This window comes from Ancylobacter mangrovi (assembly GCF_024752355.1).
Classification (GTDB): Bacteria; Pseudomonadota; Alphaproteobacteria; order Rhizobiales; family Xanthobacteraceae; genus Ancylobacter; species Ancylobacter mangrovi.
The window spans coordinates 182,189-197,667 of the sequence record NZ_JANTHZ010000008.1 but is presented as its reverse complement, the minus strand read 5'-3'; the positions used below and the strand labels follow the sequence as shown (position 1 = coordinate 197,667).

Sequence of the window (15,479 nt, the reverse complement as noted above, 5' to 3'; positions counted from 1 at the left end):
TAGGCCACCCGATTGGCAATCTGCAGCCGTATGCGCCGTGCCCAGATATGCGTGGGCTTTAGGGGAGCCGGCGCCTTAAGGCTCGTCCTGTAGACGGGTCTCTCGATGGGCGCGCATGGCATTCTCCTTCCGAGAAGCAGGCCCCAGTTAGCCCACGGCCTCGAGAGCCCGTCAGGAAGACGTCGAATCCGGCATGCCGGCGCCATGAGCAGAAGTTCGCTGCGGCAACGACGAATGGCCGGTTTGGGGCCGGAAGTGGTCACTTGTTGCTAGTCGTGGCGAGACGGCAATGCACCTGAACTCGGACACTGTGTCTGCTTTGGCCGTAGCGTGAAGGCGGACTTCAATGGACGGAAGCGCGGAAGGGGCTCACCCGATACAGCCCCTTGCCGTACAAGCCGATTCCGACGATCAATTCTTCGGGTTCGGCTATGCGACCGGGCCGTTTGAGCTATCCAGTCGAACGCCAGTCAGCTCTTCGCTCAGAGTCCAGAGCTTTTCAGCGGCCTCCGGGTCGAACGCCCAGGATCGGACACCGAGCAGTTCCCTGGAGTCGTCGGGCAACGCCGGGGCCACGTCGCAATTCTCGCAATACAGCCCACCCAACCCATCGAGAATGGGGCTCGTGGCACACCAGACCGCCGTCGCCGCGCCTTGTGCCGGGGTCTTCATGTTGCGCTCGGGATCGATGATCGGGTTTCCGTCGGCGTCGATATAGCCGGTTGCCTTGAGGTCTTCGGTTGAAATGAACTTGGCGAGTTCGGTTATGACCCCGCCCGGATGCAAGGAAAACGCACGCACCCCATGCGCCTGCCCGCGCTTATCCAACCCGACCGCAAACAGGGCGTTGGCGGTCTTGGAACGACCATAGGCGAGGCTGGCGTCATAAGGCTGACGCTCGAAGTTCGGGTCGTCGAAATCGAACCGGCCATACTGATGTGCGCGCGAAGAGACAGAGATGACCCGCGCGTTCTTCGCCTTGACCAGGGCTGGCCAGAGACGGACCGCAAGGTCGAAATGACCAAGATGGTTGGTCGAAAGCTGGCATTCGTAGCCACGGCTGTCGCGCGTCAGCGGGTTGAGCATCGTTCCGGCGTTGTTGATGAGAATGTCCAGCCCGCGGTTCGAGGCGAGGAACGTGTCGGCCAGGGTCTTGATCGAAGCGGGATCCATCAGGTCGAGCGTAACAACCTCGACGCCTTCGATCCCATCGAGGGCAGCTTTTGCCTTGTCGAGATTGCGCGCCGGAACAACGACGCTGGCGCCGGCCGAAACCAGAGCTCGGGTGATCTCCAGTCCCATGCCGTTGGAGCCGCCCGTGACCAGCGCGGTCTCGCGCGAAAGATCGATCCCGGAAATAACTTCGAGAGCCGTGCTCGCGGCGGAAAAGCCAGAGCCGAGTGGATTTTGCGATTGAGACATCATGTGCTCCTTATGTTGAACGCATCACATATCTCCGCATGTCGGAACGATGAATGCTTGATCGTGCAGAAAAATTGCGCGATCGTTCAGAAATGATCTCGGACCCTCTATCGCAAATCCTCAACCTGCTCGATGCCCGCTGCATCCTGAGCGGAGGCCTCATCGCTTCCGGGACATGGGTTCGGCGGTTCGCCCGGCCCAATGCGCTCAAGATCATGGCGGTCGTCGAAGGCGACTGCTGGTTGCTCATGGACACTTTTCCAGCGCCCTTACGGCTCACGAAGGGTGATATCTTCCTGGTCAACGGCAAGCACGCGATGACTCTTGCCAGTGAACCAGCGCCGCCGGCTCCGGACGTCACGTCCGGCGCCATCCGCGCGGTCTCCGATATTGTTGCGCACCGGCACGACGGCGACACTCTCATCATGGGCGGGCATGTCGCCGTCGATGCTGTGCGGCAGAGCCTGCTGCTCGACGTGCTGCCGCCAGCCGTTCACGTAGCCTCGACCACGCCGCAGGCCCCGATGCTCGACTGGCTGCTGGATCAGCTGGTACGCGAGGATCGGGTCAATCAGGCCGGCGCCGAGGCCACGCGTGCCTTGCTGGCGCAGTTGCTGTTCGTCCAGTCGCTGCGCGCAACATTGTTGGCCGAGGGGGCGGAGACCAGCGGATGGCTCAAGGCTCTCGGCGATCGGCGTCTCGCCCCGGCCTTGCAGATGATTCACGCCGATCCCGCCCGTAACTGGACCATCGCCGAACTGGCGCGTGGTGTTGGCATGTCACGCACCGGCTTTGCCCTGCGCTTTCGCGACGTGGCTGGGATGGCACCACTCGCCTACGTCTTCAACTGGCGGATGCGCCTCGCCGAATGCAAGCTCCGCGATATCGGTGTGCCCCTGTCCGAGCTTGCCCGCGAGGTCGGCTACAGCTCCGAAAGTGCGTTCAGCAACGCCTTCAAGCGGGCAACTGGCGTCTCGCCGAAACGTTTCAGGAGTCAGCTATCAGCAAACGTGGCCAAGGTGGACTGATCCTGGCGAGTTGAAGCTCTATGGCATGAAGGCCGCCTTCGACGAGATCATCGCGACCGCCGTGAAGCGTCAGCATGAGCCTCAGCGCGTTGTCGGCGACCTCCTTAACGCCGAGATCAGCGAGAAGCAGGCCCGCTCGATCAAGTATCAGATCACCATCGCCAAGCTGCCGCTCGCCCGGGACATCGACGACTTCGTGTTCGACGACACCCCGATCAACGAGACCCTGGTACGCGACCTCGCCTCCGGCAACTTCCTCGCCCATCAGCGCAATGCCGTGCTGATCGGCGGCACCGGAGCGGGCAAGACCCATCTGGCCATCGCCATCGCCCGCGCCTGTATCCGGGCCGGTGCTCGCGGCCGCTTCTTCAACGTCGTGGATCTCGTCAACAAGCTCGAGGCGGAAACCCGCGCCGGGCGCCAGGGCGGCTGGCCGACTATCTCGGCCGCATGGACTTCATCGTGCTCGACGAACTCGGCTACCTGCCCTTCGCCCGGTCCGGCGGCCAGCTCCTGTTCCACCTCATCGGCCGGTTCTACGAGCAGGCCTCGGTCATCGTCACCACCAACCTCGCCTTCGGCGAATGGCCCTCAGTGTTCGGCGACGCCAAGATGACCACAGCTCTCCTCGACCGGCTCACCCATCACCGCGACATCATCGAGACCGGCAACAAGAGCTGGCGCTTCAAGAACAGGATCTGACCTCGCTCGCCGATCCTTCCCGGGGTCCCTTTGCACGCCGATCAAGGGTCCCGTTCCAACGCCGTTTGACACGCCTGAGCTCGGATGGGCCAGAGATTCAGACGAATCGATGCCTGAGGCGCCCGGCATCCGGGGACTGCAGGGCAGATGACGCCGAGGCCATATCCCGGCGTTTTCGACCTCGCATTGCGCCTGGCAGAGGCGAAGGAAGGGCGCCGTCAGCGCGCCATGCTATCCGGCGACTTTCGTGCGGATGCTTCCGTTATGCTTCCAGCGCCCGCAGCGTGGAGCTTTGGAAGCAGAAAGCGCCCCGATGGGCGCTTTCTAAGCATTTGATTTTATTTGGAAAATTTGGAGCGGGCGATGGGATTCGAACCCACGACCCCAACCTTGGCAAGCAATAAATTACCTTGTCAAAGTATTGAGCGTCTCTATCGCACAATTCATTCCAGTACGCAAGAGAGCGCGTTTCTTCGGGTATCGAGCGGGTGTCTGGGATTGGACGGATTTGTACCCCAGTGAACTGGCGTGAAGCGCAGCGAAATGAGGAAACGGTGACCGCGCGGTGACCCTAACCTAAGCTCGGACTCTCCTCCGTAAAATCGGAGAATCCGCACGGTGATTTCTGGACGCTGCCCGCATCGCCAGCCTCTTCTTCTCGGCAGATACGACCGGCGGGGTGTTCCCAAGGCCGAAATGCGGGCGGTGGTGATTGTAGTCGTCCTACCGGGCTCGGATCTGCTCTCGAGAGCCGCCCATGCTAGAGAACAGTAAATCGTTGAGCAACTCGTCCCTTAGCCGACCGTTGATGGGATGGACGGCCCCCTGTGTTGCAAGGCGATCGTGAGGTTGGGGCAAGGCGCGGGTCGGGTGCCTTCACGTATGCGGCCCTTTTCTGCGGGCTATCTCATGACCGCTGGCCCTGATGAGTTTCGCGGATCGATGCCGCAATCAACAGAACGTGCTCTGGCTGCGCCTCAAGCTCTGCGGGTTCTATTCGATCCCCGGTCCGCGGTCGTGCCATCGCCTCACTTTCCCCTCGCAACTCTCAATGCCCCCTCTTCCTATCCCGCTGGGACCACGTACGGGCGGCAGCTTTCCCTGCGCGTCATTCAGCGCTCATGCAATGCGGGCCATCTTGTTGGCGGGCGCGATGATCACGATCTTGGGCGGGCGACGCTCCTGAAGGCTTCGGATCCATGCCTCTCTGCTTGACGCTCGGGCCTTGGCGAAGCGAACGGCATTGCCCGCGCCGATGTAGAGAAGATGTCGGATGTACCGCTCGCCCTGTTTCGATATCCGCCCCAGGTTCTCCCAGCCGCCAATTGAATGGCTGTAGGGAGTGAAGCCAAGCCAGACCGCGAACTCGCGGCAGGTGCGAAAAATGGATGGATCCGGCACAGTTGCAGCAATCGCCATGGCCGTGATCGGCCCGATACCCGGAATGGAGGCGAGGCGACGGCTGACCTCGTCGGCGCGGTGACGTGTGACAGCCTCAGAGATCGCTTCGGCATCGGCAGCATCTGCATTGTTGCGCTTGATATAGGGCTTCCCGTAGCTCGGAGGCATAAGGCGGACGTTTTGCCCAAGCCCACCAGCGGGCGCCCAGTAGTGGGCCTTTGCGCAAGCCTTGATTCCAACGACGCACCCGGGCAGCGCCCAGAAGTATTCCAAAACCTGTGAACGGCGACGCTTCACCTGCGCCATAGCACGCCCTTCCATATCGGGAGCATGGAGCCGCACTTAATGCCGGGCAGAGGAGCGGCCAGTAGGTCAGACGTTGCCCAAGAAGGCGACATGAGACCGAGCGCGCGCCTCCATTGCCTACTCCACATCGCCTTCACCGTTGCGTGGACGTCTGATAAACTCATCAAATAGCGATGGTCGAATCGCGCAAATGGTCGATGCGGCGGACGAAAATGAGAGATGTAAGTTCTATCTTGTGAGAATCTCTATCTTACCGAGCTTTCTTCATGGAAAGATTAGTAACGTGACATTTAGTAAGATATTATTGTCCAATAAATTTCAATTAGTATCATTGCCAATGCAGGGGTTTACGCACCTCAATGAAGCGAGGCGCGCATGAGAACTCGTTTTTGGCTTTGGATCTGCATCGGGTCTTTTGTGTTCGGCTTAGTCCCGACGGTTTCTCGAGCTGATTGGGAGACAAAGATACCGATGGGATACGTAGTCGGGCGGGTATTAACTTTGCACAACAAGTCAGATAACTTAAAATGGATCGTTAGTTTCGAATGTATTCCTGGTGCCGAGACTAAGCTGAGATTTGTTCTGACTAAATTGAATGATAATTCGTTTTTCTCATTGAGATACGTAGATTCGATAGTAAGTGTTGCGGGTGAAGATTTTCAGTTAAAATTATCAGTTGATACTACTGTTTATAGCAAAAATTCTCGCCTGGTGTCATTGGAGGCAGACGAAAGAGTCGTGCTTCTAATGTGGGAGCGGATGACGCTTCGTGATGGGGTAATTAGGGTAAATTTGTCGGGAGACAATTTATCCTTCTCCAGAGCGGGGGGGCAACCAAGAGGGGAATTCGACAAATTCGGGTCCAGATGTCGCCTTCGTTGAGTAAATTTTAATTTTATAGATATCAATGATGAATATCAAAGGTTGACGGCTCAGCATGTCAATTAAATTGAATGCACAAACCAGGAGGGATCGAAAGGATTCTCACGGTTACCTCATTGATATGATGCTCCTTGTTTTTTGATTGGCGGGGAAGGTGACATAGGGCAACGGGAATTTGCCGGCGTCGAGAAATGCAGGTCGGCCTGGCGTGCCACTGAAGCTTCATCCAGGGGCGATTAGAGCCTTGCCCGTTCAAGCGATGATCGCCTTCATCGACGACCACCGGGGCACTTATGGGGTCGAGCCGATCTGCAAGGTCTTGCCGATCGCCCCGTCTACCTACCGTGAGCGGCAGGCCCAGCGGCGCGACCCGGCACGGCAATCGGCGCGCGCGCGCCGGGATCTGGCGCTCAAGTCAGAGATCGCCCGGGTTCTTCGCCGAGAACTTCGCTGTCTATGGCGTGCGCAAGGTCTGGCGGCAGATGCACCGGGAGGGCTTCGCGGTCGCCCGCTGCACGGTGGCGCGGCTATATGGGTGAACTTGGCTTGCAGGGCGTGATCCGGGGCAAGGCCGTGCGCACCACGATCCGCGACGCGGCCGCGCCCTGTCCGCTCGATCATGTGAACCGCCAGTTCCACGCGCCGGCACCCGACCGGCTGTGGATGTCGGACTTCACCTACGTCGCCACCTGGGCGGGGTTCGTGTACGTGGCCTTCGTCATTGACGCCTACGCCCGGCGGATCGTCGGCTGGCGTGTCAGCCGCACGGCCCATGCCAGCTTCGTGCTTGATGCCCTGGAGCAGGCCCTGCACGAGCGGCGTCCGCAGCACCGCGGCGGCCTCTGCACCACTCCGACAGAGGCGCGCAATACGTCAGCATCAAGTACACCGAGCGCCTGGCCGAGGCTGGGATCGAGCCCTTCGTCGGCAGCGTCGGGGACAGCTATGACAACGCCTTGGCCGAGACCATCAATGGCCTCTACAAGGCCGAGGTGATCCATCGGCGTGGTCCCTGGCGCTCATACGAGGCCGTCGAGTACGCCACGCTGGAATGGGTCGACTGGTTCAACAACCATAGGCTTCTCGAGCCCATCGGCAACATCCCGCCCGCCGAAGCCGAGGCCGCCTATTATGCTGTGCTCACGCCCGCCACTATGGCGGCGTGACTCAAGCAAAATGGCCTCCGGCAAACACGGGGCGGTTCATCTTGCTCGTCTTGGCTCCACTGTCCGTCGTCAGATGATTTGAGACGGTTGCGGTGTCTCAGGAACGGAGGCTCTGGCTCATCTGAGCTCCTGAATGGCTGCGATGATCCAGAATTCCTCCCTTCCCGAAAACCCCTAAACCGTCTCAAGGGCGCTGACGGCAGACAATCATATCATCTGACGACGGACACACCTCCTTCTCAGGAGTTGGAGCCTCCCGCAAACACGGGGCGGTTCAGGAAACGGTGGGGTGGGATGGGCGTGTTCACCCGAATGATGGAAGACCTGTCCGGCCAGGGGGCCGTGCCTCAGACTGTCATGATCGGTGCGACTTATCTCAAGGCTCACCGCACGGTTTCCAGCCTTGGGGTAGAAAAGGGGATCTCGGACGCGTGATCGGCACGGACCAAGGGCGGCATGAATACCAAGCTGCACGCCGTCACCGATGCCGACGGCCGCCCCTCGAGCTTCTTCATCACGGCAGGCCAGATCAGCGATTACACTAGCGCGACAGCTTTGCTCGACGATCTGCCCAAGGCACAGGGATGCTGGCCGACCGGGGGCTATGACGCCGAGTGGTTCTGCGACGCGCTCGAGCAGAAGGGCATCAAGCCCTACATTCCCGGCCGCAAATCCGGCTCCTTGCCCGTCAAATACGACAAGCGCCGATACAAGCGATGCAACCGAATCGAGATCATGTCCGACCGGCTCAAAGACTGGCGCCGCGTCGCGACCCGCTACGATCGTTGCCCAACCGTCTTCTTCTCCGCCCTCGCTCTGGCCGCAACAGTCCCCTTCTGGCTCTGAGCAACGAGTCCTAAGCCTCCCTCCAAGTGGAGGAAAAACTCAGTGGCAGGCCGCTTGAGCTGCAGCGAAGGCGCTACTCGCTTTTTAATGGCAGACGAATACCGATTCCGCCAATTTTCCACAGAAATCAAGCGTGTCGCACAGTTTCGATTGCGCACGCCTATCTTGCCCAACCCATAATTTTTGACGTAGATGAATTAGGCAGTTTCAACGACTATGTCAGGAACTTTCGGATTAACGTCACTTTGAATGGGGGTGATCCCAATGGCTGGATTGACGCGGCAAATTGGCACGCCGTGTCGCGGCTTGCAATATGCCCGAGGCGGATGTCTGCAGGCTAAGGTGCAAGGTCTTTTGCGCCTTGAAGGTCCCACGTGACCTAGAGGATTAGATGGCACAGATGGTTCTTCCCAGCAAGATAGTCGTTTCGGACATTGTCTGTCAATAAACAAGTCTCGCACAGGTCTCCGCCAATAAACCCAGGAAAGTAGGAATATTTAAGCGCGCCATATAAATGGACTATTGATGCCATACACCAATTAGGCAAATGCAAACATACATGTATTTATCATGGTGTTGTATGCATTCTCTGATCAAATTTAGCCAATACCGTAGCTAAAATCGGAGAAGAATGAGGACATATACAATGAAATTTTCTGTCGAGCGGGCGGTAAGTTGGCATCAACGAGCTACTGCGTCGACAATAATGCTGTTAGTATTTATGAACTTTTTTTTGTCGATTATAAATAGCAATATATTTGAAATAGGTTCGTATAATGTTATTATAGTACAGTTGATTCTTACGTTTACGGCGGTCATATTGACGCTTCTCAATGGATTCAGGGCGACAAATACGATTCTGATATCATTGTATGTTATTATATTTATCGCAATATGTAATGTATTATATAATAATTATATGCCGGACTTAACTCTAGTGTACAACATACTATGTATACCTATATTTATTTTATGTGGAATGTCATTCAGGTCCCCTCCCGTTCGCGTGTATATGAATGTTTTTATATTTACATTCATTATTGTGTTGTTTGAAGTTATTTTCCCTGACACTTTTACAAAGATTGTGAATCCATTGTCTTATTATTTGAATACGAGAGACTGGGTAAGTGTGTCGGGAGATAATCACGAGTACTCGGAAATCGGACTATATGTCGGCGCAATTCGCCCTGGGGGGAGCTTTTTCGACTTCATTGGTGATGGCCACCGAGTAAGCGGACCGTTTTTAGAGCCTCTTTCGCTAGGTTATTATGCCATAATAACGGCTATTATGTCGATTTATTATTTCCAATATCGACGGTCTCGCAGATATATCTGTTGTATACTATGTATAGTGCTTGCGCTACTAGCTGACACGCGTATCGCGGTTGCATTGATTGTTATTTTTTCGTTTTCATTTCCAATGGTTAGGCGAATTCCTCGCTTATTTGCTTTGTTCGTGCCGACAATAACGTTCTTTCTTGTTTTTATAATTTATTTAATCAACTCATTTGGAGTGAGAGACGAGTTGATATATCGTTTGTCGATAACCTTTGACCCATTGATAAACCTAACTACATCTCAATTCCTTATTGGTGGATTTGATGTGTTTCAAAAAGGCGACAGCGGATTGGTGTATGTCTCGTCATTCATCGGAGTTATTGGTTTTTTTATCCTCTTATATCTGATATCTGGATTAATCATAAATAGACGAATTCCTCCATGGCTCGGTGTTTATATGTCCGTTTATATAATGGTCTCCTCTTTTTTTGGGGGCGCTTTTTTTTCGATAAAGACCTCGTCACTACTCGGGGTTTTTATTGGCCTCGTCGCGTCGGGAGTACTGAAGCCTATGAATTCTAATTCGCATAGCCGTCGGGGAAACGCGGGGTTTAATGGAGATGTTACTGATAGAAGAGGCCGTACTAGTTCGCTGACGTGCTCTTATTGACTGCTCAATTTAAATCTTTTGATTCTAGAGCTGATTTGACAATATTAGAGCTTGAGGTTTGTTTTGGGGATCTCGCAGCGTCATTTGCGTGATTCATGAATAGTCGGTTTCAAGGGAGCCGGCCATGGACGGGAGCTGGAAACACGATTTTGAGGGTTGGCTTGTGCTCTTCGAGGCCGGTGGCCCGCTCCGCATGAGTGGTCCATGTTGACTCTAATGCATTGTGGGCCTGTTGGCCGCATTTGATGTTGGCGGCACCGGCGGCACCGGCGGCACCGGCGGCATGATGACGGCCGGTGCCAGGGGCTTGTAGCCGAGCGCGGAGTGTGGCCGCTCGGTGTTGTAGTGCTAGTGCCGGCTCTCGATGACGATCCTCGCCTCGGCCGGGCTGTAGAAGATCTCACCGTCGAGCAGTTCATCCCGGAGCTTGGAGTTGAAGCTCTCGCAATAGCCGTTCTCCTACGGCGAGCCGGGCTCGATGAAGGCCGTCCTGGCCCCGACGGCGGTGATCCAGTCCCGCACCGCCTTGGCGATGAACTCCGGGCCATTGTCGGAACGGATATGGCTGGGCACGCTCCGCAGCACGAACAGGTCCGTCAGCACGTCGATGACCGCGGTCGAGTTCAGCTCGTGGTCGACGCGGATGGCCAGGCACTCCCGCGTGAACTCGTCGATCACGTTCAGCATGCGGAACTTCCGCCCGCTGTGGGTGCGATCCTCGACGAAGTCATAGGACCACACGTGGTTGGGATGCTCCGGCCGCAGCCGCAGGCAGGACCCGTCGTTGAACCACAGGCGCCCCTTCTTCGGTTGTTTGCATGGCACTTTGAGCCCCTCCCGCCGCCAGATCCGCTCGACCCGCTTCACGTTCACCGCCCAGCCGGACGCCTGCAGCAGTGCCGTGATCCGCCGATAGCCATAGCAACCGTATCGGGTGGCGAGTTCGATGATGTCGGCGGTCAGCTCCGCCTCATCGGCACGGCCCATGGGCTCCTTGCGCTGCGTGGATCGATGTTGCCCCAAAACCCGGCACGCGAGCCGCTCCGATACGCCGAGCTTGACCACGACGTGCGCGATGCAGCGACGGCGACGGGCGGGGCTTAGAAGTTTCCCGACGCGGCTTCCTTCAGGATCAGCTTCTCCAGCGTCAGGTCCGAAACAGCCTTGCGCAGCCGTTCGTTCTCCTTCTCCAGATCCTTCAGCCGCTTCACCTGGTCGCTCTTCAACCCGCCGAACTCCTTGCGCCAGCGATAATAGGTGAATGCTGTCACCCCGATGGTCCGGATCGCCTCCGCCACCGGCCGCCCCTGCGACACCAAGACGTCGACCTGCCGAAGTTTCGCGACGATCTCTTCCGGCTTGTGCTTCTTCTGCGCCATCGCGCCATCCTCCAAAGGCTCAAAAAACCTACTTCACGGACCACTTTGCAGGGGAAGGCCACTGCGCGTATGGGGTCGAGCCGATCTGAATGGTTCTGTCGATCGCTCCATCGACCTACCATGCATATGTCGCCCAGCGCCTCGATCCGGCGAAGGGATCGGCGCGGGAGCAGCGTGAGGCGACCTTGCGGCCCCAGATTGCACGGGTCTTTGCAGAGAACTTCGAGGTCTATGGCGCGCAAGATCAGGCGACAGATGACGCGCGAGGGGTTCGACGTGGCTCGCTGCACGTCGAACGGTTGATGCGGAGCATGGGCGTAGCCGGTCCGGCAAGCCGGTCCGCATGACCATTCCGGACAAGGCGGCACCATGCCCGCTGGACTGTGTGAACCGGGTCCTCCATGCCCCGGCACAGAACCGGCTGTGGCTGTCGGATTTCACATATGTCTCAACCTGGTCGGGCTTCGTCTACGTTGCCTTCGTGATTACCGCCTACGCCCGTCGTATTGTCGGCAGCTGGCATGAGCCGGACCGCTCATGCCAGCTTCGTGCTGGATGCTCTTGAGCAGGCTCTCCACGAGCGGCGGCCCGTTCATCGCGGCGGCCTGGTGCATCATAGCGACCGCGGCTCACGATAAGTGAGCATCCGCTACACCGAACGTCCCGCTGAGGCCGGCATCGAACCCTCCGTCGGTAACGTCGGTGACAGCTATGACAACGCCCTGGCCGAGACGATCCAGGGCCTCTACACGGCAGAGATCATCCATCGCTGAGGTCCTTGGAGATCCTTCGAGGCCGTCGAGTTCGCGACGCTCACCTGGGTAGACCCGTTCAACAATCGCCGGCTGCTGAAGCCGATCGGCAACAGCCGGCTAGCCGAAGCCGAGAAACGCTATCGCGCTCTGCTTCATGAGCAGCAAAATGGCGGCGTGACTTAAATCAAATGGCCTCCGGTGAACCCGGCGCGGATCACGATGGAACGACCGCAACGGGGGGCTCAGAGGCTTCCCGACGCAGCCTCACTGAGATCAGCTTCTCCCGCGTCACATCCGAAATCGCTTTGCTTCGGCGTTCGTCCTCCCTCGACAGGCCCTTAAGCCTCCTAGATTGTGGGCATTCCCTTTCCGTCCTTTGCTAAGCTCCAAGCACGGCTTAAAGTCGAGCCGGAGCTGCGAGGCCTCCACCTGCGGTGCACGGGTACATAGCATATGATCGAGGCCACGCTTCCCTCCGAGCACCGGGGAATTCGTTAGCGACGGCCGAACGGGCGGAGGAATTTGGATTGTCACCCCAAACGCCGGAAGCTAGCCGACTATTCGGCCAACTCGTGCGCGGATTTTTCGGCACGGCCGGGCTACGCGGCGCCTCCATGGTCTTGAGCTTCGGCGCCACGACATTGCTTGCGAGGCACTTTGGCCCCACCGATTTTGGCGTATACTCGCTAGCCTTGGCAACTGCAACATTACTTTCAGTTCCAACCGACCTCGGCCTCACACGGCTGGTGGTGCGTGAAGTTTCCAGATACCATGTTCGCGAAAATTGGGGGCTTATGCGAGGGTTGATCTCTCGCTCCAATCAGATTGTCATTGCCGCAAGCGGCGCGTGCTGTATCGGCCTAATAGCGTGGTTGTTCTTGCGCCGCGATCAGGGCAACCACGAAATCGATCTCGCGTTTGCCATCGCCTTCCTGCTTATCCCCCTCGTGACCCTTGGACGCCTCCGCGACGCCGTTCTTCGCGGCCTAGATCATATTTTTCAGGGTCAAATACCTGAAACTTTAATTCGCCCAGCTTTTTTTGTGACGATGATCGGCGGAGTTCTGATATTCGGCGACCTTCGACCTTGGTCTGCCTTAGCACTCAACGTCTTGTCTGCAATTGTAGCACTGGCAGCTGGTTCATGGATGCTATTACGTCAGCTTCCGCAAGAATTGCGCAATGTTAGACCGGCTTATGAAATGGCCGCTTGGCTTCGAGCTCTGTTACCATTATCGCTGATCGGTGGTCTCGACGCAGTCAACAATCAAGCTGATCTCATTGTCATTGGTATCTATCGAAGCGCTGGTGACGTGGGAACTTATCGATCCGCTTCGTTAATTTCCATGCAGATAGGTATAATATTAACACTGATGAATGTAGTATTGGCTCCTGCGATTTCGCGCATGTATCACAGCAATGCACACGATGAGTTACGTCGTCTCGCTCGGAGAAGCATGATATTCGTTGCTGGATCAAGCCTTCCGCTTGTATTAATCTGCATTTTTTATGGTCGGGCACTTTTATCGATTATCTTTGGCTCGCCTTATGTAAGCGCGTACATGGTCTTGGTTGCGCTCGCGCTAGGGCAAATGGTGAATGTGCTGGTCGGTTCGGTGGGTTTGATCCTGAATATGACTGGTCATGAAAAAGATGTGGCGATTGCTGGTGCGGTCGCAGCCGTTGGGAATCTGGCTCTAAATTTCGTCCTAGTGCCATCTTTCGGCATAGAAGGTGCTGCTTGGGCTACGGCGTCGAGCCTGGTCGTCGCGAACGTTATGATGTTTTGGGCTGTTAAAAGACGGCTGAATATCATTATGCTGCCGTGGCCAACGAAAAGTTGACGTCCTAGACTGTCTGTTCGTGTATTGAGACGAGGGATAAATGTGGGGATTTATTGTCGATCGAATAGGGTCGCGAAAAGCGGCAGACATTAAGGAGGCGTTGGTCGTGTCATTGCCATCGCCAATTCTACGAGCGCTGAACAATCGGATCGTTAATTTTGTTCCTCAACCGTTTTACGCGAAAAGCGCAATCTTTGTACACGTGCCGAAGGCCGCTGGAACTTCGATTGCCGTCAGCCTTTACGGTTCAAGGGTTAGCCATCAGCCCGCCGAATTGCTTCGCAAAGCAGATCCGCAATTCTGGAGCAGCGCCTACAAATTTTCTGTCGTTCGCGATCCATATGAACGGGTACTTTCAGCCTACCACTACCTTCGAATCGGCGGGACGGAGGAGGCTCCGATAGACGATAGAAGGGACATGCGTGATGTTGACCTGTCTACATTTGAAAACATGATTTATTGGCTAGAGAAAAATTTTCATAATATACGAAAATACAATTATGTTCTTTGGCCTCAGTATTGGTTTGTCTGCGATCAGGCCGGTCGGATCATGGTTGATGATATATTTAAAGTTGAAAATATGCCCGACCTTCAAAGAGAGCTGAATGCGCGGGGACTTATCAGTGGCGCCATCCCCCACGTTAATGCAAGTAGAAATAGCAACAAGTCGGCTCGAGATATTTTAGACGAAGACATAAAGCGGCGTATATTTTCTATGTATCGTAGAGATTTTGAGATGTTCGGATATATGTCGTGAGTATAAGCGATGTTGTAGAATGAAGTTGTTGGCAGTTGTTAAGTCGCGCTCAGGCAATGCGATTGCCGGCGGACTTTAAAAACGAAACATCTCGACGTTGAAATGGAGTTCATCATGAAATTGCCGAGATTTGATCCGACGTGGTCAGTGGATGTTAAGTCCTGTTACCTTTACGATGTGAAAGAGTATTTCGGAGGCGACGCGCCTGGCTCTCGGACGCCATTTCCTGACTATTATTTTCGTTTTAGAAATAGATTTACGCAAATTGTTGATGAAATTGAAAAATATTTACCTATTGGAAGTTCGATTATCGATATAGCTGCTGCTCAGGGGAACTTTTCTCTTTTTCTTGCAGAGCGCGGTTATAAGGTAACATGGAATGACCTTAGATCAGATCTCGAGGGCTACGTTCGTTCGAAATACGAATATGGCGACATAAGCTACGCGGCCGGAAATCTGCTTGATATTGAAAATGAGCATATCGGACGATACGATGGTGTGATCGCCACTGAATTATTGGAGCATGTCGCTCATCCCGACGAATTTTTGATTTCTCTTACTCGGTTGGTTCGCCCTGGGGGTTATTTGTTTATTAGTACTCCTAATGGTCGCTATTTTCGTAATCGACTTCCAAAATTTTCTGAGTATAGTAACCCCGCCGACTTTGAGGCTGTTCAATTTCGTCCGGACGGCGATGGCCATATATTTTTACTTTATCCAGATGAGATTACGGTCTTGGCAGAAAGGGCGGGGATAGATATCTGTGAGTTGAAACTCGGCTCAAATACGCTTACTACTGGAGAATTTAAGTCGAAATATTTATTAAAATGTCTGCCTGTGCGCGTTGTTGATTTTATAGAAAATGTCACGCGACGTTTACCTGAACCATTTCGGTCGAAAATGTTGAATAGTATGGTTTTCGTTCTTCAGAAGCCAAGATGATGTGCTATTGTCGGGTGAGAGTGCGGGAGATTTGAGTTGAGACTTTGGTGCTGAATTTGTTTATGCATCCTGTGCAGCTGACGAGGCATGTCGATTGCTGA

The 15,479-nt window shown here is 55.4% G+C and carries 6 protein-coding genes, 5 pseudogenes and 1 other annotated feature; of the genes and pseudogenes, 8 read left to right on the top strand and 3 right to left on the bottom strand.

Translation table 11 applies throughout. The annotated features are described in order from the left end of the window. Window positions 1-429 precede the first annotated feature (429 nt). Window positions 430-1,422, bottom strand: coding sequence for an oxidoreductase (locus NVS89_RS17510; RefSeq protein WP_258734081.1), 993 nt, complete (start codon window positions 1,420-1,422; stop codon window positions 430-432). Between the two features lie 53 nt (window positions 1,423-1,475). Here NVS89_RS17510 and NVS89_RS17505 point away from each other — a divergent pair, with 53 nt between their 5' ends. Both NVS89_RS17505 and istB read left to right on the top strand, forming a co-directional pair. Beyond that, window positions 1,476-2,450, top strand: coding sequence for an AraC family transcriptional regulator (locus NVS89_RS17505; protein ID WP_258734043.1), 975 nt, complete (start codon window positions 1,476-1,478; stop codon window positions 2,448-2,450). A 25-nt stretch (window positions 2,451-2,475) separates the two neighbouring features. After that, window positions 2,476-3,152: pseudogene (gene istB, locus NVS89_RS17500) on the top strand (IS21-like element helper ATPase IstB). 1,119 nt (window positions 3,153-4,271) lie between these two features. Here the strand turns inward: istB and NVS89_RS17495 are convergent. After that, entirely contained in the window at window positions 4,272-4,859 is a 588-nt protein-coding gene (locus NVS89_RS17495) for a transposase (protein WP_441296723.1), read from the bottom strand. Window positions 4,860-5,959: 1,100 nt separating this feature from the next. Further along, window positions 5,960-6,075 (top strand) — a sequence feature (AL1L pseudoknot). On the opposite strand from NVS89_RS17495, the pseudogene NVS89_RS17490 reads away from it, so the two are divergent. After that, a pseudogene (locus tag NVS89_RS17490) lies at window positions 5,968-6,907 on the top strand (IS3 family transposase); the annotation flags it as partial. (Overlaps the previous feature by 108 nt.) Window positions 6,908-7,186: 279 nt before the next feature. Continuing rightward, window positions 7,187-7,753: pseudogene (locus tag NVS89_RS17485) on the top strand (IS5 family transposase); the annotation flags it as partial. A 2,161-nt stretch (window positions 7,754-9,914) separates the two neighbouring features. On the opposite strand, the pseudogene NVS89_RS17480 reads toward NVS89_RS17485, so the two are convergent. After that, window positions 9,915-11,080: pseudogene (locus tag NVS89_RS17480) on the bottom strand (IS3 family transposase). Here NVS89_RS17480 and NVS89_RS17475 point away from each other — a divergent pair. The 4 genes and pseudogenes from NVS89_RS17475 to NVS89_RS17460 form a co-directional block, all read left to right on the top strand. Continuing rightward, a pseudogene (locus tag NVS89_RS17475) lies at window positions 11,062-12,018 on the top strand (IS3 family transposase); the annotation flags it as partial. The pseudogenes NVS89_RS17480 and NVS89_RS17475 sit on opposite strands and share 19 nt — an antisense overlap. Window positions 12,019-12,269: 251 nt before the next feature. After that, a complete protein-coding gene (locus tag NVS89_RS17470) occupies window positions 12,270-13,679 on the top strand; it encodes a flippase (protein ID WP_309486567.1) in 1,410 nt (469 codons plus the stop codon). A gap of 40 nt (window positions 13,680-13,719) precedes the next feature. Continuing rightward, the gene (locus tag NVS89_RS17465) at window positions 13,720-14,436 is read left to right on the top strand and encodes a sulfotransferase family 2 domain-containing protein (protein WP_258734040.1); all 717 of its coding nucleotides are present in this window, start codon (window positions 13,720-13,722) and stop codon (window positions 14,434-14,436) included. Window positions 14,437-14,538: 102 nt separating this feature from the next. Further along, window positions 14,539-15,378, top strand: coding sequence for a class I SAM-dependent methyltransferase (locus tag NVS89_RS17460; RefSeq protein WP_258734039.1), 840 nt, complete (start codon window positions 14,539-14,541; stop codon window positions 15,376-15,378). Window positions 15,379-15,479 lie beyond the last annotated feature (101 nt).